This is a genomic window from Pseudomonas sp. IPO3774 (assembly GCF_013386835.1).
Taxonomy (GTDB): Bacteria; Pseudomonadota; Gammaproteobacteria; order Pseudomonadales; family Pseudomonadaceae; genus Aquipseudomonas.
The window spans coordinates 101869-128465 of record NZ_JACAQY010000052.1; the positions used below are offsets into that span (position 1 = coordinate 101869).

The window sequence follows — 26597 nt, forward strand, 5'->3', positions numbered from 1 at the left end:
GGGCTCACCGCAAGGGGCGCACCGATGATCACCAGCAAGCTGCCGAATGTCGGCACCACCATCTTCACCACCATGTCGCAACTCGCTGCCGAAACCGGTGCGCTCAACCTGTCCCAGGGCTTTCCCGACTTTAACGGGCCCCAGGAGTTGCTCGATGGAGTGGGCAGACACATTGCCCTGGGCCATAACCAATACGCCCCGATGACCGGCCTGCCGGTACTGCGCCAGCAAGTGGCGGCCAAGATCGCCCGCAGCTATGGCGCAACGGTGAATGCCGACAGCGAAGTGACCATCACCCCAGGCGCCACTGAAGCGATCTTCTGTGCGATCCAGGCGGTGATCCGCAGCGGTGATGAAGTCATCGTGTTCGATCCGGCCTACGACAGCTACGAGCCTTCTGTGGAACTGGCAGGCGGTCGCTGCGTACACGTGCAACTGGGTCTGGATGATTTCGCCCTGGACTTCGAGCAACTGCGCGCTGCGCTGTCGCCGCGCACCCGCATGATCATCCTCAACAGCCCGCATAACCCCACCGGTGCCCTGATCAGCCGTGCCGAGCTGGACCAGTTGGCCGAGTTGATCCGCGACCGCGACATCTACCTGGTCAGCGACGAGGTCTACGAGCACCTGGTGTTCGACGGTGTGCCCCACGTCAGCGTGCTGGCTCACGAAGAGCTGTATCAGCGTGCGTTTGTGGTCAGTTCGTTCGGCAAGACCTACCACGTCACCGGCTGGAAAACCGGCTACGTGGTCGCGCCGCCAGCCCTCAGCGCCGAGCTGCGCAAGGTGCATCAATATGTCAACTTTTGCGGCGTGACCCCGTTGCAGTACGCTTTGGCAGACTTCATGGCCGAACACCCGGAACACGTCGAGGAGCTGCCGGCTTTTTATCAAGCCAAGCGCGACCTGTTCTGCGACCTGCTGGAACCGTCGCGTTTCAGCTTTACCCGGGTGGCCGGTACCTACTTTCAATTGGTGGATTACTCACAGATTCGCCCGGACCTGGATGACGTCGCCATGTCGCTATGGATGACCCGCGAGCATGGCGTAGCAACCATCCCGGTCTCGGTGTTCTACCGGAACCCACCGCAAGGCCAGCGCCTGGTGCGACTGTGCTTTGCCAAACGCGAGGAGACGCTGCGTCAAGCAGCCGAGAAACTATGCGTGATCTGAGTGCACTGCCCAACCTGAACATCGCCCTGGTGCAAACCACCCTGGCCTGGCACGACCGCCAGGCCAACCTGGAGCATTTTGAACTGCTGCTGGAACAGGCCAAGGGTGCCGACCTGATCGTGCTACCGGAGATGTTCACCACCGGTTTCTCGATGGAATCGGAAACCCTCGCCGAGCCTGAAAACGGCCCCACCCATCAATGGCTGCAGGCCCAGGCGAAGAAGTACAACGCGGTGATCACCGGCAGCGTGATCATCCAGGCCGCCGATGGCAGCCACCGCAACCGCCTGCTGTGGGCGCGACCGGATGGTGAGGTGTTGCACTACGACAAGCGTCACCTGTTCCGTATGGCCGGTGAACACGACCACTACACCCCCGGCGAGCGCCAGGTGCAGTTCGAACTCAAGGGGTGGCGGATTCGTCCGTTGATCTGCTACGACCTGCGATTCCCGGTGTGGAGTCGTGACGCCCAGGACACTGACTTGCTGCTGTACACCGCCAACTGGCCGGGCGCACGTCGCCAGCACTGGAACCGTCTGCTGCCGGCACGGGCCATCGAAAACCTGTGCTACGTGGCGGCGGTGAATCGGGTGGGCACGGACGGCAAGGGCTTTGCCTACACCGGCGACAGCCAGGTCGTGGACTTCCAGGGCGAAAGCCTGCTGAGCGCAGGGGAGGCGGACGGCGTGTTCCAGGTGTGCCTGGACGCAGCGGAATTGGCGGAGTACCGCACACGCTTCCCGGCGAACCTGGATGCGGACAGCTTCGAGTTCGTATAAATCGTTCCCACGCTCTGCGTGGGCACGCCTCTTGTGACGCTCCGCGTCACGCTTCGGGACGCGGAGCGTCCGAGCTGCATTCCCACGCGGAGCGTGGGAACGATCATAAAAAAGGCCCCTGGATTCTCATCCCGGGGCCTTTTGCATTTCAGCGGTCAGTGTTTATGCCGCTTTCGCTTCCAGCTGGCTCAACGAGCGGTTCAGCGCGCTGAACACCGCCTTGAAGCTCGCCGTGGTGATGTTTTCATCAATGCCCACGCCATGCACCGGACGCTCACCGTTCACTCGCAGCTCGATGTAGGCCGCCGCCTTGGCATTGGTGCCGGCGCCAATCGCGTGTTCGTTGTAATCCATGATCTCCACACCAATCGGCAGCCCGGCCACCAGCGCTTCCAGGGCGCCGTTGCCCTTGCCGTGCCAGCGCAGGTTGGTTTCGCCCTGGCCTTTGCCGGAGACTTCAACTTCCACCGAGCTGTTGCCGTTCTCTTCCTGCAAGCGATGGCTGACCAGCGCGTAAGGAATGTTGGCTTGCAGGTATTCACGCTGCAACAAGCTGTAGATCTGCGCGGCGGTCATCTCCAGGCCCACTCGGTCGGTTTCGGCCTGTACCACCTGGCTGAACTCGATCTGCATGCGGCGCGGCAAGCTGATGCCGTATTCCTGCTCCAGCAGGTAGGCGATGCCGCCTTTGCCCGACTGGCTGTTGACGCGAATCACCGCCTCGTAGCTGCGGCCGATGTCGGCCGGGTCGATCGGCAAGTACGGCACTTCCCACAAGGCGTCGTCTTTCTGCTGGGTGAAGCCCTTGCGGATCGCGTCCTGGTGGGAGCCGGAGAAGGCGGTGTGAACCAGGTCGCCGACGTACGGGTGACGCGGGTGCACCGGGATCTGGTTGCACTCTTCGACAACTTTGCGAATACCGTCGATGTCGGAGAAGTCCAGCTGAGGGTCGAGGCCCTGGGTGTACATGTTCAAGGCCACGGTGACCAGGTCGACGTTACCGGTACGCTCGCCGTTGCCGAACAGGCAGCCTTCGACACGGTCGGCGCCGGCCATCAGGCCCAACTCGGTGGCGGCTACGCCGGTGCCACGGTCGTTGTGGGTGTGCAGGCTGATGATCACGCTGTCGCGACGGTTGATATGACGACCGAACCACTCGATCTGGTCGGCATAGATGTTCGGGGTGGCGCACTCGACGGTGGCTGGCAGGTTGAGGATCACCTTGTGCTCAGGCGTCGGGTTCCAGACCTCGATCACCGCGTCACAGACTTCCTTGGCGAACTCCAGCTCAGTGGCGCTGAACGTCTCTGGCGAGTATTCGAAGGTCCACTGGGTTTCCGGCTGCTGGGCGGCGTATTTGACGAACAGCTTGGCCGCGTTGACCGCGATGGCCTTGATGCCGTCCTTGTCCTGGTTGAACACGATGCGGCGGAACGACGGCGAGGTGGCGTTGTACAAGTGAACGATGGCTTTCTTCGCCCCGCGCAGGGATTCGAAGGTGCGTGCGATCAAGTCTTCACGGCCCTGGGTCAGCACCTGGATGGTGGTGTCCTCGGGGATGTGATTGTCTTCGATCAGGGTGCGCACGAAGTCGAAATCGGTTTGCGACGCAGCCGGGAAGGAGGCTTCGATTTCCTTCACACCGACGGCGACCAGGGTCTTCCAGAAACGCAGCTTTTTCACCGCGTCCATCGGTTCGATCAGCGACTGGTTGCCGTCGCGCAGGTCGGAACTGCACCAGATCGGCGCGGTGGTGATGGTTTTCGAAGGCCAGGTGCGGTCCGGGATATCAATGGTCGGGAACGCGCGGTACTTCGAAGACGGGTCTTTGAGCATGCTCATCGGGAAATCCTTTGTCTAGGGGCCGAGAAAAGGCGGCCTGCCGTAAAACTGTTATTGGGGATAAAGCGGAAGACGAGGCAGATCGATTCAGCCTGGCAGTCGTGCGCTGACTAGGCACAGGCTGCGGTGCTGGCGGAGCTGAATGAGGGTGTGAGAGGTTTTCATAGGTCCAACCCTAACCGCCGGGGTGAAAGATGGCAAGCAGTCGGAAAAAATTGAGAGAAGTTCTGCTATTGCTGAGGAAAACGAGATTTTATGGTTGAGAATTGTGCGTGGGGGTGTTTTGTTTGCGCACCCGTTGCCGGGTGCGCAATTGAGCATCAGGGCTGAAACGCGCCGATAAAGATCGCCGGATCCACCCGTGCGTCGTTCAGGCTGATGTTCCAATGCATATGCGGCCCGGTCGCCCGGCCGGTGGAACCGACCTTGCCCACCACCGCACCACGAGCCAGTTGCTGGCCCACGCTCACATCAATCTTCGACATATGGCAGAACATGCTGATAAAGCCCTGGCCATGGTCGACAAACACGGTGTTGCCGTTGAAGAAGTAGTTGCCGGTCAGGATCACCTTGCCCGCTGCCGGGGTCTTGATCGGCGTGCCGGCGCCCACGGCAAAGTCCAGGCCGGAATGCGGATTCCGCTCCTCGCCATTGAAGAAACGTCGTACGCCGAACTTGCTCGACAGCGGCCCGTTCACCGGCTTGTCCAGCAGCAGGTTGCTCGGCGTGTTCGGGCTGAAACTGCGATAGGCCTTGAGCTGGACTGCCAGCTCGCCTTCGATGCGCTTGAGCTGCGCCGGGTCCGGGTTCACCTGGCTCTTGTTCTTCAGGGTGATGTGCTGCTCGGGGTATTTCTTGAAGCCCACGACAAACGGCAGGTTCTGGCTGCCGCTGGTGATGCGTTGGGTGCCGGGCTTGACCGTCAGCGGGATGCCCACAATCGCCAGCCAGTTGTTTTGCTCCTTCACCACCAGCACTGGGCGGTTCATGTAGGTGGCTTTGGGCGCCGTGGCCGAAGTGCCGAGGTCGACCACCGCCACGCCACCGGGCACCGGCTTGTTCAGCAGGCGGGTGATGTAGCTGTCGGCATGGGCGTTAAAGGTCAGGCACAGCAGCATCAACAAACTTAAAAAGCGTGGCATCAATCAATCCAGTAACGAGAGGGTGACGGGCGTCAGGTGGTTGTCTTCCACCCGTACCTGCAATTGGCCTTCACCGAGGCGCGCGGTCAGGCGCTGGCCGGTGTGGGTTTGCGCGGCGTTGCGAATCGCCTGGCCGCGTTCGTCGAGCAAGATGCTGTAGCCGCGTCCAAGCGTCGCCAGCGGGCTGACCACGTGCAGCGTCTGCACCTGGCTTTGCAGTTGCAGGCGACGGGCCTTGAGGCCTTCGCGCATGGCACGGGGCAGGCGTTCGGCAAGGCTGTCCAGGCGTTGGCGCAACAGCGCCAGTTGGCGGCCGGGGTGTTGGCCGGCGAGGCGGGTTTCCAGGCGGATCAAACGCTCGCGACGGGTGTTGAGGCTGCGCTCGAAGGCACGCCGCAGGCGCATGTCCAGGTCATCCAGGCGCTGGGCCTGTTGGCGCAGGCGCTCGCCCGGGTGACGCAGGCGACGAGCCATGCCTTCCAGGCGCAGGCGGTCGTGGGTCAGGCGGTTGCGCATCAGCATCACCAGGCGGCGGTGCAGGTTCTCTACCTGGCGAGTCAGGTGGCTGGAGTCCGGCGCCAACAGCTCGGCAGCGGCGGAAGGCGTTGGGGCGCGTACGTCGGCGACAAAGTCGCTGATCGACACATCGGTCTCATGACCAACGGCGCTGACGATGGGCGTCACGCAGGCGTCCACGGCACGCGCCACGGCTTCTTCGTTGAAGCACCAGAGGTCTTCCAGCGAGCCGCCGCCACGGGCCAGGATCAACGCGTCGAAGCCGCGTGCATCGGCCAGCTTCAGTGCGCGGACGATCTGCGCCACGGCTTCACGACCTTGTACGGCTGTCGGGATCAACGTCAGTTCCACGTTGGGCGCCCGGCGACGGAACACGCTGATGATGTCGCGAATCACCGCACCGGTGGGCGAGCTGATAATCCCGATGCGCCGTGGGTGTGCGGGCAGCGGCACCTTGCGCTCGGCACTGAACAGGCCTTCGGCGCTGAGTTTTTCCTTCAGCGCGTCGAAGGCCAGACGCAATGCGCCGTCACCGGCCGGCTCCACCGTGTCGAGAATCAGCTGATAGTCGCCACGGCCCTCAAACAGCGAGACCTTGCCCCGCACCTTCACCGCCAGGCCGTCTTTCAACGCCTGGCGCACCCGGGCGGCGTTCTGCCGGAACAGCGCACAACGCACCTGGGCGCCACTGTCCTTGAGGGTGAAATACACGTGGCCGGAGGCCGGGCGGGCGAGGTTGGAGATCTCGCCTTCGACCCAGATATTGGTGAACACGTCTTCCAGCAACACCCGCGCGCGGCCGTTGAGCTGGCTGACAGTCAGGACTTCGCGGTCCAGGCCCAGACGGGCAAAGGGATCTTTAATCATGGGCGGCAGTTTATAGGCATTCGTGCAGGGTTTGACAGAACTGCTCCACCAGCGCGCTCGGCGTTTGCTGGCAGGCGAGGGCGACGGTGCTTTGGCAATCGGGATCGGCCAGGGGTAAAAAATGAATGTTGGCCGGCGCAATGTCCTGCATCGACTCCGGCAGCAAGGCGATCCCGAATCCGGCCTGGATCAGCTGTAACTGCGTGGTCTTGCGCGACATCACCCGCGCCGCCTTGGGGAAAAATCCTGCACGCATGCACAACTCGGCTGACAGGTAACTCAGCCCTCCGCGCTGGGGGTGAGGGATCGAGATAAACGCTTCGTTCTTCAGTTGCGTCAAATCGATACCGGATGTGTGCCCGGCCAACCGGTGGTTCGGCGGCACGGCCAGCAACAGTCGCTCGCTATATAAAGGGACGATGCGCACGCCTTCGCGCTGGCGCAACACCGGTAAGCGCAACAGCCCGACCTCCAGTCGGCCGTCGGCGATTTCTTCCAACTGGGCTTCGGAGGACAGTTTGGCGATGTCCATCGATACGCCCGGGCATCGTTCCAGCCAGGCACCGATGCCGCGCAGCAGGCGGCCACTCATCGGCACCGTGCTCGAATGGCTCATTCGCAGCGTGCCGAGCTGTCCATTGCCCACTTGCGTCGCCATCTCACTGGCCTTGAGCAGTTCGCCCAGCAGGTTGCGTGCCCGCGGATAAAAAGCCTCGCCCGCAGCCGTCAGCCGTGGCTGGCGCGCAGTGCGTTCAAACAGCGGCGTTTGCAGCAGGTTTTCCAGCTCCTTGATCTGCCGGCTCAGTGCCGATTGCGCCACAAACAGCCGCTCGGCCGCTGCGCTGAAGCTGCCGCTCTCGGCGATTTCGACGAAGTAACGCAATTGCCGGGTGGAAATCACAAGTCATGCCTTTTCGAGATGAGTGATGGGCTTTGAAGATATTAGTCGCAACGCTTGCCAATGGCTAAAGTGATGGCCATCTCTAATAAGGAATACGTCATGAGTCCGGTCGAGCTGTTGAGTCATTGGTCGTTTGGCGGTGTGGACTGGCTGGTGATCGGCGTGGCGATTGCCCTGGCGTATATCGTGTTCGGCATTGCAGGCTTTGGTACCGCATTGGTGGCGGGGCCGATCCTGATTCTGTTCATGCCGCTGTCGAAGATCATCCCCTTGCTGGTGCTGCTGGATTTTGTCGCGGCCTTCGGCAACCTTCTGCAATCGCGCCGGGATGTGGTGAAACCGGAGTTGTTCAGGCTACTGCCGTGCATGGCGATTGGCTGCACCCTTGGGGTGATCTTCCTGCTCAACCTGCACTCTGATTTATTGCTGCTGTTGATGGGGCTGTTTATCAGCGCCTATGCGATCTACAGCCTGGCGGTGAAGGCCAAGCCCACGCAGATGGCAGCCGGCTGGGCGATTCCCATGGGGGTTGTCGGCGGGCTGTTTGGCGCGTTGTTTGGCAGTGGCGGCTTTCTGTATGCGATCTACCTCAACAGCCGATTGCCCAAGGATGGCGCGCGGGCGACCCAGAGTGCGTTGATCAGTTGCAGCACGGTGGTGCGCCTGAGCCTGTTTCTGATCGCGGGCGTGTATGCCGAGCTACCCTTGTTGATGTTGGCGGTGTGCCTGTTGCCGGCCATGGCGCTCGGGCTGTGGGCGGGGCGGCGGTTGACCCTGCGCATGTCCCGTGAGGCGTTTGTGCGGTTGGTGACCTGGCTGGTGCTGGCCAGTGGCATTGCCTTGATTGCCCGTTACTTGAGTACTTGACCTGATTGTTTCAGGGATTAAGCTGCCAGCCTTCAGGGCCTCTTCGCGAGCAAGCCCGCTCCCACATTTGGAACGCATTCCCCCTGTGGGAGCGGGCTTGCTCGCGAAGGCGCCAGTAGCCACGCCGCAGGACTCCCATGAATTCCCAAAGCATCCTTGTCCCGAAAATCTCCACGCTACCCGTCCACGAACCCCGCGCCCGGGCGATCGTGCGCTGGCTGGTGCGCAAGAACATCGTCAAGGAAGAACTCACCACCTGCGGGCGCACCGGCAACCGCATGGGCTATGCCCTGGCCGACGGTGCCCGCGCCGTGGTGCTGCACCCCGACGCGCTGCCGTTCAACGAGCCGATCAACGGCCTGGAGATCATCTACAAGCGCTGCATCTACACCCCGGCCAAAGGCTTCCTGGAAGAGGCCGGCTGTCCCGAGTGCCTCAAGGAAGTCGGCGAAGCCCTGTTCGAAAGCCTGGAAGACTGGATGCCCGGCCACACCGATAACTTCACCTGCCCGCTGTGTGGGCATGAGGACGACATCAACGGTTTCCTGTTCCTGCAGGAATGCGGCTTTTCCAACCTGGGATTCATCTTCAATAACTGGGCGGAGGCGGGGTTCAAGCAGAGTTTTATCGACGAATTTGCCGACTGGCTGGACCAGAAGATGAGTTGGGTCAAAGTCGAACTTTAATCCGATGTGAGCGTTCCCACGCAGAGCGTGGGAACGCTCAGTGCTGCAAAAATCATCCATCTATCAGTATTACCAAGTTTGTCAGAGTTTTACATTGAACCCGAGGGGGTGTCTGACTATAATGGCGCGCTTCCATTTTCCCGCTCGGGAGCCCCCGCGATGCTGCGTATCAGCCAAGAAGCTCTGACATTCGACGACATTCTCCTAGTGCCCGGTTATTCCGAGGTGCTTCCTAACGAAGTCAGTCTCAAGACCCGCCTAACCCGTGGCATCGAGCTGAATATTCCTCTGGTTTCCGCTGCCATGGACACCGTCACTGAAGCCCGTTTGGCAATCGCCATGGCTCAGGAAGGCGGCATCGGCATCATCCACAAGAACATGACCATCGAGCAGCAAGCTGCCGAAGTTCGCAAGGTCAAGCGTTACGAAGCCGGTGTGGTCAAGGACCCGATCACCATCGAGGCCGATGCCACCGTTCGTGACCTGTTCGACCTGACCCGCCTGCACAACATCTCCGGCGTTCCGGTGCTGCACGATGGCGACCTGGTCGGCATCGTCACTTCCCGTGACGTGCGTTTCGAGAACCGCCTTGAAGTCACCGTCCGTGAAGTGATGACGCCTAAAGAGCGCCTCGTTACTGTCAAGGAAGGCGCCGACAAGAACGATGTGCGCGAGCTGCTGCACAAGCACCGCATCGAACGCGTACTGATCGTCGACGACAAATTCGCCCTCAAGGGCATGATGACCGTCAACGACATCGAAAAAGCCAAGGCTTACCCGCTGGCCAGCAAGGACGATCAGGGTCGTCTGCGCGTAGGCGCTGCGGTCGGTACCGGCAAAGACACCGGTGACCGTGTAGCGGCCCTGGTGGCTGCCGGTGTTGACGTGGTGGTGGTCGACACTGCCCACGGTCACTCCAAAGGCGTGATCGACCGCGTTCGCTGGGTCAAACAGAATTTCCCTGACGTGCAAGTGATCGGCGGCAACATTGCCACCGGCGCTGCCGCCAAGGCCCTGGCCGAAGCCGGTGCTGATGCGGTCAAGGTCGGTATCGGCCCTGGCTCGATCTGCACCACCCGTATCGTGGCCGGTGTAGGCGTGCCGCAAATCAGCGCCATCGCCAACGTCGCCGCGGCCCTTGAAGGCACTGGCGTACCGTTGATCGCCGACGGCGGCATCCGTTTCTCCGGTGACCTGTCCAAGGCCATCGTCGCCGGTGCTTCCTGCGTGATGATGGGCTCGATGTTCGCCGGTACTGAAGAAGCGCCGGGCGAGATCGAACTGTTCCAGGGTCGTTCGTACAAGGCTTACCGTGGCATGGGTTCCCTGGGCGCCATGTCCCAGGCTCAAGGCTCTTCCGACCGCTACTTCCAGGACTCCTCCGCGGGCGCCGAGAAGCTGGTACCGGAAGGCATTGAAGGGCGTGTTCCGTACAAGGGCACCCTGAGCGCCATCATCCATCAACTGATGGGCGGCCTGCGTTCCTCGATGGGCTACACCGGCAGCGCCGACATCGAAGAAATGCGCACCAAGCCTGAGTTCGTGCGGATCACCGGTGCCGGCATGGCCGAGTCCCACGTCCACGACGTACAGATCACCAAGGAAGCGCCAAACTACCGCGTAGGTTGATGCTTCCAGCAAATAGTTAAGTAACCGGGGCTGTCTTATTCAGCCCCGAGTTGTTTCTGATTCATTAGACGAGACTGATCTCATGGCCCTCGACATTCACGCCCACCGCATCCTGATCCTCGACTTCGGTTCCCAGTACACTCAGCTGATCGCCCGCCGCGTGCGTGAAATCGGCGTGTACTGCGAACTGCATCCGTTCGACATGGACGACGAAGCGATTCGCGAATTCGCTCCAAAAGGCGTCATTCTCGCCGGCGGCCCCGAGTCCGTGCACGAAGCCAACAGCCCGCGTTGCCCGCAGGCGGTGTTTGACCTGGGCGTGCCGGTCTTCGGTATCTGCTACGGCATGCAGACCATGGCCGAGCAACTGGGCGGCAAGGTTGAAGGTTCCGAGCTGCGTGAGTTCGGTTACGCCCGTGTCGACGTGGTCGGCAAGAGCCGCCTGCTGGACGGCATCGAAGACCACATCGACGCCGACGGCCTGTTTGGCCTCGACGTATGGATGAGCCACGGTGACAAGGTCACCCGGATGCCGGAAGACTTCCACATCCTGGCCAGCACCCCGAGCTGCCCGATTGCCGGCATGTTCAACGACGAGCGCGGCTACTACGGCGTGCAGTTCCACCCGGAAGTGACCCACACCAAGCAAGGCGGTCGCATCCTGTCGCGCTTTATCCTCGACATCTGCCAGTGCGAAGCCCTGTGGACCCCGTCGAAGATCGCTGAAGACGCCATCGCCAACGTACGTGCCCAGGTCGGCACCGACAACGTCCTGCTGGGCCTGTCCGGCGGCGTTGACTCCTCCGTGGTTGCGGCGCTGCTGCACAAGGCCATCGGCGACCAACTGACCTGCGTCTTCGTCGACAACGGCCTGCTGCGCCTGCACGAAGGCGAGCAAGTGATGGCCATGTTCGCCGAGAACATGGGCGTCAAGGTGATCCGCGCCAACGCTGAAGATCAGTTCCTGAACAACCTGGCCGGCGAGTCCGACCCGGAGAAGAAGCGCAAGATCATCGGTCGCACCTTCATCGACGTATTCGATGCCCAGTCCAACAAACTGGACAACATCAAGTACCTCGCCCAGGGCACCATCTACCCGGACGTGATCGAATCGGCCGGCGCCAAGAGCGGCAAGGCCCACGTGATCAAGTCCCACCACAACGTGGGCGGCCTGCCTGAGGAAATGAACCTCAAGCTGGTAGAGCCACTGCGCGAACTGTTCAAGGACGAAGTCCGTCGTCTGGGCCTGGAACTCGGCCTGCCGTACGACATGGTCTACCGCCACCCATTCCCGGGCCCGGGCCTGGGCGTGCGGATCCTCGGTGAAGTGAAGAAGGAATACGCCGACCTGCTGCGTCGCGCCGACCACATCTTCATCGAAGAACTGCGCAAGGCCGACTGGTATCACAAGGTCAGCCAGGCGTTCGTAGTGTTCCAGCCGGTGAAATCGGTTGGCGTGGTTGGCGATGGTCGTCGTTACGCCTGGGTTGTGGCCCTGCGTGCGGTGGAAACCATCGACTTCATGACCGCCCGTTGGGCACACCTGCCGTACGAACTGCTGGAGACGGTCAGCGGTCGTATCATCAATGAGATCGAAGGTATTTCGCGCGTGACTTATGACGTGTCGAGCAAGCCGCCGGCGACGATTGAGTGGGAGTGAACCTGCGGTAGCAGGTGAGCGCTGAATAACAAAACCCCGGCCTGGTGCCGGGGTTTTGTGTTTCTGGCGTTTGTCTACCGCCGCGCAATATCCGAAAAGTAAAACTTATCCAGCGTATGCCGCGACTCGGTGTACTCGAATTGCCGTCCATCCTGCAAAAACGTCTGGTTGCTCACCACGATCACATGGCTCTGACCTTCGAGGTCCAGGTGTGTCTGATCGTCCTTTCCCCGTGGCAGCGCTTCGATGGTGCGCTGGGCATAGCTGATCTGCAGCTGCAAGGTCTGTTCGATAAACGCATAGATCGACTGCTCGGCAATCTCCCGATCCAGCCCCGGTATCAGGTCGGCGACGAAGTGGTTGATGTCGAGGATCACCCGTTTGCCATCGATCCGCCGCACCCGTTTGACCCGGGTGATCAAGCTGCCAGCTTCGGCCTCAATGTGTTGCATCAACGGGCCTTCCAGCGGGAATTGGCTGAACTCCACCACTTCGGTACTGACGTCGTCGCCGAGGGCGGCATGGGTCTCGCGAAAGCTGACGATACCGCCGAGCTGGAACTCGATGGGGTTGGGTGACAGCACGAAGGTGCCCTTGCCGTGGATCTTTTGCGCGAAGCCGCGCTCCTGCAATTGCTCGATCGCCCGGCGTACCGTGCCACGGCTGGCCTGGTAAGCGTCCATCAGTTCGGTTTCGGAGGGCAGGCGCGTGCCGCGTTGCAGGCGTTCGGTGGTGATGCTGGCAAGCAGATCGGTATAGATCTGGTTGTATTTACTCATGGGGAAGGGCTCTGTGCCGCGTTGGCGTTCAAGGCAGGAACCTTAGTGGCAGCGATGGGGTTTGTCCATGCAACCCATTGTAGAACTCGGAAATTTCTGACTCAAAAAACAGAAAATTAATCATTTTCAAACTCGTACATACGAGTTATTGCTTTAACTCGTACAGACGAGTACTTTTGGCTTCGGCGTGCTGCCTATGACCGCCCAATAAAAAAAACCAGAGTGGATACCAAGCATGAGCCACGACTATCCGAATATTGCCCGCGAGATTCTCAAGAACCTCGGCGGCAGCGACAACCTTGAGCAAGCTGCCCACTGCGTGACCCGCTTGCGCCTGGCCCTCAAGGACCCGAGCCTGGCCAACAGCGGCGAGCTGAACCAGGTCGACCTGGTCAAGGGTTCGTTCTTCACCGGCGGCCTGTTCCAGATCGTGATCGGCCCCGGCGAAGTGGAAAAGGTCTACGCCGCCCTGCGTGAGCAAACGGGCCTCGCCGCGTCGACCATCGCGGACGTGAAACAGAAAAGCGCCGACAAAATAAACCCGATGCAGCGCCTGGTGCGGGTGTTCTCCGATGTGTTCATGCCGATTTTGCCGGCGCTGATCATTGCCGGCTTGCTCATGGGGGTGAACAACCTGATGGGCGCCAAGGGCATGTTCATCGCGGACAAGACCTTGCTCGACGCCTATCCGAACCTGGATGGCCTGTGGAGCCTGATCAACCTGATGGCCAACACCTCGTTCGTGTTCCTGCCGGCACTGGTGGGCTGGTCGGCGGCCAAGCGCTTTGGTGGCAGTGAAATCCTCGGCATTGTCCTCGGCCTGATGCTGGTGCACCCCGATCTGCTCAACGCCTGGAACTACGGCAAGGCGGTCGCCGGCCTCGACGGCCAGAGCCTGCCGTATTTCGATATTTTCGGCTGGTTCAAGATCGAGAAGGTCGGCTACCAGGGCCAGATCCTGCCGATCCTGCTGGCCGCCTACGTGATGAGCGTGATTGAGAAATGGCTGCGGGCACGGGTGCCGAATGCCATTCAGTTGCTGGTGGTGCCGATCACTACCATCGTCGTCACCGGCGTACTGGCGCTGGCGATCATCGGCCCGGTGACCCGCCACCTCGGCATCCTGATCACCGAAGGCGTGGTCACCCTGTTTGACTTGGCGCCGATGGTCGGCGGCGCAATCTTCGGTCTGCTGTATGCACCGCTGGTGATCACCGGCATGCACCACATGTTCCTCGCCGTGGACCTGCAACTTATTTCCACCCAGGGCGGCACCTTTATCTGGCCGATGATCGTCATGTCCAACCTGGCCCAGGGTAGCGCGGCGCTCGGCGTGTTCTACATGAGCCGCAATGCGCGGGACAAGAGCATGGCGTCCACCTCGGCGATTTCCGCCTACTTCGGCATCACCGAGCCGGCGATGTTCGGGGTCAACTTGCGCTTCAAGTTTCCGTTCTACGCGGCGCTGACCGGCTCGGCGCTGGGCAGTATTTTCCTGTCATTGAACAAGGTCCAGGCCTCGGCGATTGGCGTGGGTGGCTTGCCCGGGTTCATCTCGATCATCCCGCAGTACATCCCAAGTTTTGTCATCGGCATGGTCGTCGCGATTGTCGTGCCGTTTGTTTTGACCTGTGTGTTGAGCATGAAGATCGTGCGCTCTGGCTACCGCGTCGCCTGATCTACCGCTTTCGCGAGCAAGCCCGCTCCCACATTTTGAATGCGTTCCCCTGTGGGAGCCGGGCTTGCCCGCGATGAGGCTCTCAAGGCCAGCACATAACTTATTGAAGGAACCCACCATGCAAAACTGGCAACATTCGGTGATCTACCAGATCTACCCCAAAAGCTTCCACAGCCACGCGGGTAACGCCACCGGTGACCTGCTGGGCATCGTGGACAAGCTCGATTACCTGAAGTGGCTGGGCGTCGATTGCCTGTGGATCACCCCGTTCCTGCGCTCGCCCCAGCGCGACAACGGCTACGACATCAGCGACTACTACGCCATCGACCCGAGCTACGGGACCATGGCCGATTGCGACCTGCTGATCAGCGAAGCCGCCAAGCGCGGCATCACGCTGATGCTCGACATCGTGGTCAACCACACCTCCATCGAACACGAGTGGTTCCAGCAGGCCCGCAGCAGCCTCGACAACCCGTACCGCGACTTCTACATCTGGCGCGACCAGCCGAACAACTGGGAATCCAAGTTCGGCGGCTCGGCCTGGGAATACGAGGCGCAGACCGGCCAGTACTTCCTGCACCTGTTCGACCACACCCAGGCCGACCTGAACTGGGACAACCCCAAGGTGCGCGCCGAAGTGTTCAAGTTGATGCGCTTCTGGCGCGACAAGGGCGTGGGCGGTTTCCGCCTGGACGTGATCAACCTGATCTCCAAGCCGGCGGATTTTCCGGAAGACAACAGCGACGGTCGGCGCTTCTACACCGACGGCCCGAACGTGCATGAATACCTGAAGGAAATGCACCGTGAAGTGTTCGAGGGGCATGACCTGATCAACGTCGGCGAGATGTCGTCCACCAGCCTTGAGCACTGCATTCGTTATTCGAATCCACAGTCGAAAGAGCTGTCGATGACCTTCAACTTTCACCACCTGAAAGTCGATTATCCGAACCTGCAGAAGTGGGTCGCGGCCGACTTCGACTTCCTGCAACTCAAGCAGATTCTGTCCGACTGGCAACTCGGCATGCAGGCCGGTGGCGGCTGGAATGCGCTGTTCTGGTGTAACCACGACCAGCCGCGGGTGGTCTCGCGTTTTGGTGACGACGGCGAGCACCGCGTGGTCTCGGCGAAGATGCTCGCCACTGCGCTGCACTTCCTCCAGGGCACGCCTTTCGTGTACCAGGGCGAAGAGTTGGGCATGACCAATCCGGGCTTCGACACCATCGACCAATACCGGGATGTCGAGACGCTGAACATCTATCGGCTCAAGCGTGAGGCCGGTGAGTCCGAGGCATCGAGCATGGCGGCGATCATGCAGAAGTCCCGCGATAACAGCCGCACACCGATGCAATGGAATGCCGAGCAAAACGCTGGCTTCAGTCGCGGCGAACCGTGGATCGGCATCCCGGCCAACGCCGCGCAGATCAACGTGCAAAGCGAGCTGGATGACCCGCAATCGGTACTGGTTCACTACCGTGCGCTGATCAAGCTGCGTCGGCATGAGCCGCTGATTCAGGAAGGCGTTTACCGCCAACTGCTGCCACAGCACACCCAGGTCTGGGCGTACCTGCGCGAAGGCCACGGCGAACGCCTGCTGGTGCTGAACAACTTCTACGGCACGCCATGCCAGATCGAACTGCCCGATGGCCTGCTGACGGCGGCGAGTGAGCAACGCCTGCTGATCAGCAACTACGACGACTGCCCACAGCGCTCGAGCCAGGTCTCGCTGCGCCCGTATGAATCGTTTGTGCTGCATCTCAAGGACTGAGACCCGCTTTACCCCCGGCGTGGGAGAGCCGGGGCGCTTAAAAAAACATAATAAAAATATCGGAGTGCTTCATGAAAACAACAATAAAGCTGGGCCTCGTTGCATCCTGCCTGACCTTGCCGATGGCAGCCCAGGCGTTGGAATTTGCCGGCTACTTGCGTAGCGGTGCGGGGACTTCAACCGGCAGTGGCAAGCAGCAGTGCTTCCAGTTGCCGGGTGCACAATCCAAATACCGCCTGGGCAACGAGTGCGAGCAGTACGCCGAACTCGAATTGCGGCAGGACCTGCTGACCCTCGACGACGGCTCGGTGTTCAGCGTCGACGCCATGGCTTCGCTGTACAACAAGTACGACCGGGCGCTGAAGTTCCAGGGCGAAGACAACGGCTCGGCACGCATGCCGCAGATGTATGCGCAGTGGTCGAACATCCCCAGCCTCAACGGCGGTTCGCTGTGGGCCGGCCGGCGCTACTACAAACGAAACGACATCCATATCTCCGACTTCTACTACTGGAACCAGAGCGCCACGGGCGGCGGTATCGAGGACGTGAAAATCGGCGACCTGAAATACAGCTACGCGCTTTCCCGCAAGGACAACCTGTACCAGAAGGAATACGCCACCCGTCACGACTTTAACGTGGCCGGCTTCAAGACCAATCCCGGCGGCGAGCTGGAACTGGGCTTGAGCTATATCGAAAAAGCCGGTGGCCGTGACACCAACAGCGGCTGGGCCATTACCGCCCAGCATGTGCAGAAACCCTTCCTCGGCGGGCGCAACAAATTTGCCCTGCAGTACGGCGAAGGCCCCGGCACCGGCCTCGGCTACACCGGCGATACCTTCCTCGATAAAAGCAGTAAGAGCTACCGCGCGGTGGAGTTCTTCGACTGGCAAGTGACGCCACGGTTTGGCGGGCAGATCGAGGCCGTGTACCAGAAGGATATTCGCCCGGGCAGCCAGGATCAGACCTGGATGTCGCTGGGCGTGCGCCCGGCCTATGCGATTTCCGAACAGTTCAAGCTGGTCACCGAACTCGGTCATGATCAGGTCGAGGCCACCGGTGGCACGCGCAAGCTGAGCAAATTTACGTTCGCCCCGACCTGGTCGCCCAAAGGCCCGGATTTCTGGGCACGACCGGAAGTGCGCCTGTATTACACCTACGCGACCTGGAACGAAGCGGCCAAGCGTGCGGCCAATGAACTGGCGGCAGGTTCGGCGTTGTCCGACACCGGCAGTTATGGCTCGGAGTTGCATGGCTCCAACTTTGGTGTGCAGGTTGAGTACTGGTGGAAATAAAGCCGTCGATGCCCAATGATTTTTACAGAACCAAACAGCAGGTGAAGTCATGACCACAACCCAATCCCTGGAATTGCTGGCGCCATTGTCCGGGGTGCTGCTCGCCCTGGACCAGGTGCCTGATCCGGTGTTCTCCAGTCGCCTGATCGGCGATGGCCTGTGCATCGATCCGACCTCGCAGACCCTCTGCGCGCCACTGGCCGGGGTGATCAGCAATATCCAGGACAGTGGTCATGCGGTGAGCATCACCGATGACAACGGCGTCCAGGTGCTGATGCACATCGGCCTGGACACCGTGAACCTGGCGGGCAAGGGTTTCACCCGATTGGTCGAGGAAGGCCAGCGGGTGGAAGCCGGACAACCGCTGATTGAATTCGATGCCGACTACGTGGCGCTCAATGCCCGTAGTTTGCTGACCCTGATGCTGGTGGTCAGTGGCGAGCCCTTCAAGCTGCTGACGCCCGAGCAGGGCCTGGTAGACGTGGGGCAGCCACTGCTGCGAGTCACGCCGCAAGCCGTTGCCGACGAGGTGAAAGACGAGGAGGGTGACGCCCTGTTCTCCAGGCCATTGACCTTGCCCAACGCCAACGGCCTGCATGCGCGCCCGGCGGCGGTGCTGGCGCAGGCGGCCAAAGGCTTCAAGGCGAGTATTTACCTGCACAAGCAAACCGAGAGCGCCAACGCCAAGTCGCTGGTACGGATCATGGCATTGCAGACGGTGCAGGGTGACACCTTGCAAGTCAGCGCGGCCGGCGAGGATGCCGAAGCGGCGATCCAGGCGCTGGTGACCTTGCTGGCCGAAGGCTGCGGCGAAACCGTCGCGGCTCCTCAACCTGGCGCTGCACCCGTGGCGCCTGATTCATCGGCGACCTTGCTGCGCGGCGTGTGCGCCTCGCCCGGTTCGGCGTTTGGCCAAGTGGTGCAGGTCAAGGAGCCGGCACTGACGTTCGTAGAGACCGGCAAAGGTGAAGCGCTGGAACGTGCGGCCCTGACCCATGCCCTGAACAACGCCAATCAGGCGCTGCAAGCCCTGCAGGAAAAGGCCGTCGGCACTGCCCAGTCCGAGATCTTCCGCGCCCATCAGGAGTTGCTGGACGATCCGGCCCTGCTGGAACAAACCCGCGACCTGCTGGACCAGGGCAAGAGCGCGGCCTTCGCCTGGAACAGCGCCACCGAGGCCACCGCCACGCTCTTCCAGGGCCTGGGCAACGCCTTGCTTGCCGAGCGCGCTGCCGACCTGGCAGACGTTGGCCAGCGGGTGCTGAAATTGATCCTCGGGGTTCAGGACAGCGCCTGGGATTTGCCGGAGCAGGCAATCCTGATTGCCGAACAACTGACTCCCTCGCAAACCGCCAGCCTCGACACGCGCAAGGTGCTGGGTTTTGTGACGGTGGGCGGCGGCGCTACCAGCCACGTCGCCATTCTCGCCCGCGCCCTTGGCTTGCCGGCCATCTGCGGGGTGCCGGCGCAGGTGCTGGAACTGGCCAACGGCAAGCAAGTGCTGCTGGATGCCGACAAGGGCGAGTTGCACCTGGACCCGGACCTGGCCGAGATCGAACACTTGCAAGCCAGCCGCCAACAACAAGTGCTGCGCCGCCAGCGGGAAGTGGAGCAGGCGTCGTTGCCCGCTACGACCCGCGACGGTCATCATGTCGAAGTGACGGCCAACGTCGCATCGTTGCAGGAGGTGGAGCAGGCGTTGTCCCTGGGGGGCGAAGGCGTTGGTTTGCTGCGTTCCGAGTTCCTCTACCTGGACCGCAACCGCGCGCCGAGCCCCGAAGAGCAGGCGGGCACCTACAGCGCCATCGCCCGTGCATTGGGCCCGCAGCGCAATCTGGTGGTGCGCACCCTCGACGTTGGTGGCGACAAGCCGCTGGCCTATGTGCCGATGGACAGCGAGACCAACCCGTTCCTTGGCCTGCGCGGGATTCGCCTGTGCCTGGAGCGCCCGGAACTGTTGCGTGAACAATTCCGGGCGATTCTCGCCAGTGCCGGTTTCGCCCGGCTGCACATCATGTTGCCGATGGTCAGCCTGCTCTCGGAGCTGCGCCTGGCGCGGCAGATTCTTGAAGAGGAAGCGCTGGCCCTGGGGCTGACGGAACTGCCGAAGCTGGGAATCATGATCGAAGTGCCATCGGCGGCATTGATGGCCGATCTGTTTGCGCCGGAGGTGGATTTCTTCTCCATCGGCACCAACGACCTGACCCAATACACCCTGGCCATGGACCGCGATCACCCGCGCCTCGCCAGCCAGGCCGACAGCTTTCACCCGGCGGTGCTGCGCCTGATCGCCGCCACCGTCAAGGCGGCCCATGCCCATGGCAAGTGGGTCGGCGTGTGTGGGGCGTTGGCGTCTGAAGCGCTGGCGGTGCCGGTGCTGATCGGGCTGGGGGTGGATGAGTTGTCGGTCAGCGTGCCGCTGATCCCGACCATCAAGGCTACCGTGCGCGAGCTGGACCTGGCGGATTGCCAATCCATCGCCCGCCAGGTGCTGGGCCTGGAAGAAGCGTCGCAGGTTCGCGAGGCCTTGCGCCTGTATCACGCGGCTACCGTTGAAACTTTATTGGTTGTGGAGAACTGACATGTTCGAGAAATTTCAGCGGGCGTTCTGGAAGGCCCTGACGCCGGATCTGGTGCTTGAAACGCCGCAGGCAGCTCCAGTGAGCGAAACACTGTTGGCCCCGGCAGTGCTGAATGCGCTGGGCGGCGCGGAGAATCTCAAGTCGCAGCAGCGGGTAGCACTGACCCGGGTGCGGGTGCAGTTGCAGGATGCAGGGCGGTTGGATGCACAGGCGCTCAAGGCGGCAGGCGTGCCGGGCGTGATGGTGTTGGCGGGTGGGGTGGTGCACCTGCTTACCGGCCTGAACACCGCTCTATAAATCAAAGAAGATCAAATGTGGGAGCGGGCTTGCTCGCGAAGGCGGTGTGTCAGTCAATCCATGTGCTGGCTGAACCACCGCCTTCGCGAGCAAGCCCGCTCCCACATTGGTTTTTTGGTGTTTGGATAATTGGGGAGTTACAGCGGCGGGGTTTCTTCCGTCGGCTTGGTCTTGTCCACACCCGGCACATGCAGGTTGCCTTCGACCACCTGGTTGCCTTCCAGCTGCGGCTGCGTCACCCACGTCAGGATGTCGTAGTAACGCCGGATGTTCGCCACAAAATGCACGGGCTCACCGCCACGGGCATAGCCATACCGCGTCTTGCTGTACCACTGCTTCTGCGACAGGCGCGGCAGCATCTTCTTCACGTCCAGCCACTTGTTCGGGTTCAGGCCTTCTTTTTCGGCCAGCTTGCGCGCGTCGTCCAAATGGCCGGTGCCGACGTTGTACGCCGCCAAGGCAAACCAGGTGCGGTCCGGCTCGGCAATCTTGTCGTCCAGCTCATCCTTGATCTTGGCCAGGTACTTGGCGCCGCCCATGATGCTCTGCTTGGCGTCCAGGCGGTTGGACACGCCCATGGCCTGCGCCGTGTTCTGGGTCAGCATCATCAGGCCGCGCACGCCGGTCTTGGAGGTCACCGCCGGCTGCCAGAGTGATTCCTGATAGCCGATGGCCGCCAGCAGGCGCCAGTCGACCTTTTCTTCCTTGGCATAGGCCCGGAAGTGTTTCTCGTATTTGGGCAGGCGCTGCTGCAGATGCTGGGCGAAGGTGTAGGCGCCCATGTAGCCGAGTACGTCGACGTGCCCGTAATAGCGATCTTTCAGGCGTTGCAGCGTGCCGTTCTTTTCCACCTTGTCGAGGTAGTTGTTGACCTCGTTGAGCAGGCTGTTGTCTTCACCGGCGGCGACCGCCCAGGCCTGATGGCTGGCGTCACCGAGGTCGAAGGCCACCCGCACGTTGGGGAAGTACACCTGGTTCATCGCCACTTCGTTGGAGTCCACCAGGGTCAGGTCGATCTGGCCCTCATCCACCATGCGCAGCAGGTCGACCACCTCAACGGCGTCAGACTCTTCGTAGTCAATTCCGGGAAACTGTTTTTTCAGCTGCGCCAGTTGCTCGGCGTGGGTGCTGCCCTTGAGCACCATGATCTTCTTGCCCACCAGGTCTGCCGCGGTGGTCGGCCGGGACTGGCCGTTGCGGTAGATGATCTGCGGGGTGACTTCCAGATAAGGGTGGGAGAAACGCACTTGCTGGCGACGCTGTTCACTGCTGACCAGGCCGGCGGCGGCCAGTACCGGGCCGTTGGGTTTGCCGATCTGCGAGAACAGGTCATCCAGGTTGTCGGCCGCCTCGATCTCGAGCTTTACCCCCAACTCGTCGGCAAAACGTTTTACCAGTTCGTATTCGAAGCCGGTTTCGCCGTTACGGTCCTGGAAATAAGTGGCCGGACTGTTTCGGGTGACCACCCGCAATACGCCATCCTCCTTGATTCGCTCGAGCGTGTTGGGTTTATCCACACACGCACTGAGCAGCAGGAAGAGTCCGGTAACGAAGAGCCATTTGGCGCATCGCGGGCGTAAAGCAGTAGGGGAGAACATCTGCGCAGTATACGCAAAGGACCCTCGGCGCCATATCTCGACAGCGGGGCACTTGTCTGCTAGCGCCCGTAAACCTTGGCTGCAGCCCGCAGAAACGGGGCTTGGCAGCCGATTGTGACGGTTAAAATAACTGCCCGGAATAGCCTGTATGGCCATATGATATCGTGCGATTTATGCCAACTGACGTCCGGCTGCGGCCACTGGTGCCGTTTCGGGTGCCGTTGGCGACGGTTTACGCTAGAATGCACGGCCTCAAAGCACACCCCCTTCCCGAGGCTGTCCCGAAGATGTTGATCCTGCGCGGCGCTCCTGCCCTTTCTGCCTTTCGCCACAGCAAACTCCTTGAGCAACTGAGCCAGAAGGTACCTTCTGTCAGTGGCTTGTATGCTGAATTTGCTCACTTCGCCGACGTTACTGGCGTTTTGACCGCCGACGAACAGCAAGTGCTGGCGCGCCTTCTGAAGTACGGTCCCAGCGTTCCTGTTCAAGAGCCTAACGGCCGCTTGTTCCTGGTTCTGCCACGGTTCGGCACCATCTCGCCCTGGTCGAGCAAGGCCAGCGACATCGCCCGCAACTGCGGCCTGGACAAAATCCAGCGCCTGGAACGCGGGATTGCCTTCTATGTAGTAGGCCAGTTCAGCGAGGCCGAGGCCGAGCTGATCGCCAGCAGCCTGCACGACCGCATGACCCAGATCATCGTCAGCCAGCTGGAACAGGCCGCCGGTCTGTTCAGCCACGCCGAACCCAAGCCGCTGACCGCGATTGACGTGCTCGGTGGTGGCCGTGCCGCCTTGGAAACCGCCAACACCGAGCTGGGCCTGGCCCTGGCCGAAGACGAAATTGACTACCTGGTCAACGCCTTCATCGGCCTGAAGCGCAACCCGCACGACATCGAACTGATGATGTTCGCCCAGGCGAACTCCGAGCACTGCCGCCACAAGATCTTCAACGCCAGTTGGGACATCGACGGCCAGAGCCAGGAAAAAAGCCTGTTCGGCATGATCAAGAACACCTACGTGATGCACAGCGAAGGCGTTCTGTCGGCTTATAAGGACAACGCCTCGGTCATCGTCGGCTCTGTCGCCGGCCGTTTCTTCCCGGACCCTGAAACCCGCCAGTACGGTGCGGTGCAAGAGCCGGTGCATATCCTGATGAAAGTCGAGACTCACAACCACCCGACCGCGATTGCCCCGTTCCCGGGCGCAGCCACCGGTTCCGGCGGCGAGATTCGCGACGAAGGTGCAACCGGTCGTGGCGCCAAGCCAAAGGCTGGCCTCACTGGCTTCACCGTGTCCAACCTGCAGATCCCGGGCTTCGAACAGCCGTGGGAAGTGCCGTACGGCAAGCCTGAGCGCATCGTCACCGCGCTGGACATCATGATCGAAGGCCCGCTGGGCGGCGCCGCGTTCAACAACGAATTCGGGCGTCCGGCCCTGACCGGTTACTTCCGTACTTTCGAGCAATCCATCACCACCCCGCGTGGCGATGAAGTGCGCGGTTACCACAAGCCAATCATGTTGGCCGGCGGCATGGGCAACATCCGCGCCGAACACGTACAGAAAGGCGAGATTCTGGTCGGCTCCAAGCTGATCGTCCTCGGTGGCCCGGCGATGCTGATCGGCCTGGGTGGCGGCGCCGCTTCCTCCATGGCCACCGGCACCAGCTCGGCCGACCTGGACTTCGCTTCCGTACAGCGTGAAAACCCTGAGATGGAACGCCGTTGCCAGGAAGTCATCGACCGTTGCTGGCAACTGGGTGACAAAAACCCCATCAGCTTCATCCACGACGTCGGCGCAGGTGGCTTGTCCAACGCCTTCCCGGAACTGGTCAACGATGGCGACCGTGGCGGCCGTTTCGAACTGCGCAACATTCCAAACGACGAGCCGGGCATGGCCCCGCACGAAATCTGGAGCAACGAATCCCAGGAACGCTACGTGTTGGCGGTAGGTCCTGCAGACTTCGAACGCTTCCAGGCGATTTGCGAGCGCGAGCGCTGCCCGTTTGCGGTAGTCGGCGAAGCCACTGCCGAGCCGCAACTGACGGTCACCGACAGCCACTTCGGCAACAGCCCGGTGGACATGCCGCTGGAAGTGCTGCTGGGCAAAGCCCCGCGCATGCACCGTTCGGCCGTGCGTGAAAACGAACTGGGCGACGATTTCGACCCGTCGACCCTGGCCATCGCCGACTGCGTGGAGCGCGTCCTGCACCACCCGGCCGTTGCCAGCAAAAGCTTCCTGATCACCATCGGCGACCGCACCATCACCGGTCTGGTTGCCCGTGATCAAATGGTCGGCCCGTGGCAGGTCCCGGTGGCTGACGTTGCCGTCACCGCTACCAGCTTCGACGTGTACACCGGTGAAGCCATGGCCATGGGCGAGCGGACTCCGCTGGCGCTGCTGGACGCCCCGGCGTCGGGCCGCATGGCCATCGGCGAAACCCTGACCAACATCGCGGCTTCGCGTATCGCCAAGATCTCCGACATCAAGCTGTCGGCCAACTGGATGTCCGCTGCCGGTCACCCGGGTGAAGATGCGCGCCTGTACGACACCGTGAAAGCGGTCGGCATGGAGCTGTGCCCTGAGCTGGGCATCACCATTCCGGTGGGCAAGGACTCCATGTCCATGGCCACCCGCTGGAACGATGAAGGCGTGGACAAGAGCGTCACCTCGCCGCTGTCGCTGATCGTTACCGGCTTTGCGCCAGTCACCGACATTCGCCAGACCCTGACCCCGCAACTGCGCATGGACAAGGGCACCACCGACCTGATCCTGATCGACCTCGGTCGCGGTCAGAACCGCATGGGTGCCTCGATCCTTGCCCAGGTGCACGGCAAGCTCGGCAAGCAGGCCCCGGACGTCGACGACGCCGAAGACCTGAAAGCTTTCTTCGCCGTGATCCAGGGCCTGAACGCCGACGGCCACCTGCTGGCTTACCACGACCGTTCCGACGGTGGTTTGCTGACCAGCGCCGTGGAAATGGCCTTCGCCGGTCACTGCGGCCTGAGCCTGAACCTCGATGGCCTGGCAGAAACTTCCGCTGACATCGCAGCAATCCTGTTCAACGAAGAGCTGGGCGCCGTGATCCAGGTTCGCCAGGACGCAACCCCGGACGTACTCGCACAGTTCAGCGCCGCTGGCCTGGGCGACTGCGTGGCCGTGATTGGCCAGCCGATCAACAACGGTGAAATCAACATCGTCTTCAACGGCGAAACCGTGTTTGAAGGCCAGCGTCGCCTGCTGCAACGCCAGTGGGCCGAGACCAGCTACCAGATCCAGCGCCTGCGTGACAACGCCGACTGCGCCGAGCAGGAATTCGACGTGATCCTGGAAGAAGACAATCCGGGCCTGAGCACCAAGCTCAGCTTCGACGTCAACCAGGACATCGCCGCGCCTTACATCAAGAAAGGCATCCGCCCACAAGTTGCCGTACTGCGTGAGCAGGGCGTCAACGGCCAGGTGGAAATGGCGGCAGCGTTCGACCGTGCCGGCTTCAATGCGATCGACGTGCACATGAGCGACATCCTCGCCGGTCGCGTCGACCTCAATGAGTTCAAAGGCCTGGTTGCCTGCGGTGGTTTCTCCTACGGCGACGTACTGGGTGCCGGTGAAGGCTGGGCCAAGTCGGCCCTGTTCAACAGCCGTGCCCGTGACGCGTTCCAGGGCTTCTTCGAGCGTAATGACAGCTTCACCCTGGGTGTGTGCAACGGTTGCCAGATGATGTCCAACCTCAGCGAACTGATCCCGGGCAGCGAGTTCTGGCCGCACTTTGTGCGTAACCGCTCCGAGCAGTTCGAAGCCCGTGTTGCGATGGTCCAGGTACAGGAATCCAACTCGATCTTCCTGCAGGGCATGGCCGGTTCGCGCATGCCAATCGCCATCGCCCACGGTGAAGGCCATGCGGAATTCGCCAGCGAAGAAGCACTGCTGGAAGCCGACCTGTCCGGTACTGTGGCCCTGCGTTTTGTCGACAACCACGGCAAGGTCACCGAAGGCTACCCGGCCAACCCGAACGGCTCGCCGCGCGGGATCACCGGGCTGACCAGCCGCGACGGTCGCGTCACCATCATGATGCCGCACCCGGAGCGTGTGTTCCGCGCCGTGCAGAACTCGTGGCGCCCGGAAGAGTGGAACGAAGACGGCGCGTGGATGCGCATGTTCCGTAACGCTCGCGTCTGGGTGAACTAAGGCGGTGTACAAGCTCAGCTTCTTTGTGCCCGACAGCCACGTGGAGACGGTGAAAACCGCCGTCTTCGCAGCCGGCGGCGGGCGCATCGGCAACTACGACAGCTGCGCCTGGCAGGTACTGGGCCAGGGCCAATTCCGCGCGATGGACGGCAGCCAGCCGTTTATCGGGCAGGTGGGGCAGGTTGAAGTGGTTGAAGAATGGAAGGTTGAGCTGGTGGTGGCAGATGAGTTGATCGTGGCTGTGGTGGCTGCGTTGAAACTGAGCCATCCGTATGAGGCACCGGCGTATGAGGTGTGGCAGTTGGCGGATTTTTGATTCGCTGGTTGAAAAACAAGAAACCCGCTGGGCCAGTTTGGTCA

Annotated in this window: 19 protein-coding genes; 13 read left to right on the forward strand and 6 right to left on the reverse strand. The window is 61.6% G+C overall.

Annotation, left to right across the window (positions count from 1 at the left end; translation table 11 throughout):
* Positions 1 to 24 precede the first annotated feature (24 nt).
* On the forward strand, positions 25 to 1173 hold the full coding sequence (locus HYE77_RS25395; RefSeq protein WP_003209660.1) for a pyridoxal phosphate-dependent aminotransferase: 1149 nt from the start codon (positions 25 to 27) through the stop codon (positions 1171 to 1173).
* On the forward strand, positions 1161 to 1952 hold the full coding sequence (locus HYE77_RS25400) for an amidohydrolase (protein ID WP_003209658.1): 792 nt from the start codon (positions 1161 to 1163) through the stop codon (positions 1950 to 1952). The genes HYE77_RS25395 and HYE77_RS25400 overlap by 13 nt, the downstream gene beginning before the upstream one ends.
* A gap of 162 nt (positions 1953 to 2114) precedes the next feature.
* Here HYE77_RS25400 and leuA read toward each other — a convergent pair whose 3' ends face one another.
* From leuA to HYE77_RS25420, 4 genes are all read right to left on the reverse strand, one after another.
* The gene (gene leuA, locus HYE77_RS25405; RefSeq protein WP_003209657.1) at positions 2115 to 3794 is read right to left on the reverse strand and encodes a 2-isopropylmalate synthase; all 1680 of its coding nucleotides are present in this window, start codon (positions 3792 to 3794) and stop codon (positions 2115 to 2117) included.
* A gap of 320 nt (positions 3795 to 4114) precedes the next feature.
* Positions 4115 to 4936, reverse strand: a complete 822-nt coding sequence (locus tag HYE77_RS25410) for a peptidoglycan DD-metalloendopeptidase family protein (protein WP_008438272.1) — start codon at positions 4934 to 4936, stop codon at positions 4115 to 4117.
* Between the two features lie 3 nt (positions 4937 to 4939).
* A complete protein-coding gene (gene xseA, locus HYE77_RS25415) occupies positions 4940 to 6319 on the reverse strand; it encodes an exodeoxyribonuclease VII large subunit (RefSeq protein ID WP_003209653.1) in 1380 nt (459 codons plus the stop codon).
* Between the two features lie 10 nt (positions 6320 to 6329).
* The gene (locus HYE77_RS25420) at positions 6330 to 7220 is read right to left on the reverse strand and encodes a LysR family transcriptional regulator (RefSeq protein ID WP_177027908.1); all 891 of its coding nucleotides are present in this window, start codon (positions 7218 to 7220) and stop codon (positions 6330 to 6332) included.
* Between the two features lie 99 nt (positions 7221 to 7319).
* Between HYE77_RS25420 and HYE77_RS25425 the strand changes: the two genes are divergently transcribed.
* From HYE77_RS25425 to guaA, 4 genes are all read left to right on the forward strand, one after another.
* On the forward strand, positions 7320 to 8087 hold the full coding sequence (locus HYE77_RS25425) for a sulfite exporter TauE/SafE family protein (RefSeq protein WP_003209649.1): 768 nt from the start codon (positions 7320 to 7322) through the stop codon (positions 8085 to 8087).
* 137 nt (positions 8088 to 8224) lie between these two features.
* Positions 8225 to 8773 carry a hypothetical protein gene (locus tag HYE77_RS25430; protein WP_003209647.1) on the forward strand — a complete coding sequence of 183 codons (549 nt, stop codon included), beginning with the start codon at positions 8225 to 8227 and terminating at the stop codon, positions 8771 to 8773.
* Positions 8774 to 8932: 159 nt separating this feature from the next.
* Positions 8933 to 10402 (forward strand): IMP dehydrogenase, encoded by a 1470-nt coding sequence (gene guaB, locus HYE77_RS25435; RefSeq protein ID WP_003209646.1) that lies wholly within the window; start codon positions 8933 to 8935, stop codon positions 10400 to 10402.
* Positions 10403 to 10484: 82 nt separating this feature from the next.
* Positions 10485 to 12062, forward strand: coding sequence for a glutamine-hydrolyzing GMP synthase (gene guaA / locus HYE77_RS25440; protein WP_003209644.1), 1578 nt, complete (start codon positions 10485 to 10487; stop codon positions 12060 to 12062).
* Between the two features lie 74 nt (positions 12063 to 12136).
* On the opposite strand, the gene treR is transcribed toward guaA, so the two are convergent.
* The gene (treR, locus tag HYE77_RS25445; protein ID WP_003209636.1) at positions 12137 to 12841 is read right to left on the reverse strand and encodes a trehalose operon repressor; all 705 of its coding nucleotides are present in this window, start codon (positions 12839 to 12841) and stop codon (positions 12137 to 12139) included.
* A 235-nt stretch (positions 12842 to 13076) separates the two neighbouring features.
* Between treR and treP the strand changes: the two genes are divergently transcribed.
* The 5 genes from treP (at position 13077) to HYE77_RS25470 (ending at position 20455) form a co-directional block, all read left to right on the forward strand.
* Positions 13077 to 14519, forward strand: coding sequence for a PTS system trehalose-specific EIIBC component (treP, locus tag HYE77_RS25450; protein ID WP_177027907.1), 1443 nt, complete (start codon positions 13077 to 13079; stop codon positions 14517 to 14519).
* Positions 14520 to 14637: 118 nt separating this feature from the next.
* Entirely contained in the window at positions 14638 to 16284 is a 1647-nt protein-coding gene (gene treC / locus HYE77_RS25455) for an alpha,alpha-phosphotrehalase (protein ID WP_177069734.1), read from the forward strand.
* Positions 16285 to 16355: 71 nt separating this feature from the next.
* Positions 16356 to 17576: a carbohydrate porin gene (locus tag HYE77_RS25460; RefSeq protein WP_177069736.1), complete on the forward strand. Its 1221-nt coding sequence runs from the start codon at positions 16356 to 16358 to the stop codon at positions 17574 to 17576.
* Between the two features lie 49 nt (positions 17577 to 17625).
* Positions 17626 to 20157, forward strand: a complete 2532-nt coding sequence (gene ptsP / locus HYE77_RS25465; protein WP_177069738.1) for a phosphoenolpyruvate--protein phosphotransferase — start codon at positions 17626 to 17628, stop codon at positions 20155 to 20157.
* 1 nt (position 20158) lies between these two features.
* Entirely contained in the window at positions 20159 to 20455 is a 297-nt protein-coding gene (locus HYE77_RS25470) for a PTS transporter subunit EIIB (RefSeq protein WP_003209625.1), read from the forward strand.
* A gap of 137 nt (positions 20456 to 20592) precedes the next feature.
* Here HYE77_RS25470 and mltF read toward each other — a convergent pair whose 3' ends face one another.
* Entirely contained in the window at positions 20593 to 22053 is a 1461-nt protein-coding gene (gene mltF, locus HYE77_RS25475) for a membrane-bound lytic murein transglycosylase MltF (RefSeq protein ID WP_177008154.1), read from the reverse strand.
* A 287-nt stretch (positions 22054 to 22340) separates the two neighbouring features.
* On the opposite strand from mltF, the gene purL reads away from it, so the two are divergent.
* Positions 22341 to 26237: a phosphoribosylformylglycinamidine synthase gene (gene purL, locus HYE77_RS25480; protein WP_177069759.1), complete on the forward strand. Its 3897-nt coding sequence runs from the start codon at positions 22341 to 22343 to the stop codon at positions 26235 to 26237.
* 4 nt (positions 26238 to 26241) lie between these two features.
* Positions 26242 to 26553 (forward strand): NGG1p interacting factor NIF3, encoded by a 312-nt coding sequence (locus tag HYE77_RS25485; RefSeq protein WP_177069740.1) that lies wholly within the window; start codon positions 26242 to 26244, stop codon positions 26551 to 26553.
* Positions 26554 to 26597 lie beyond the last annotated feature (44 nt).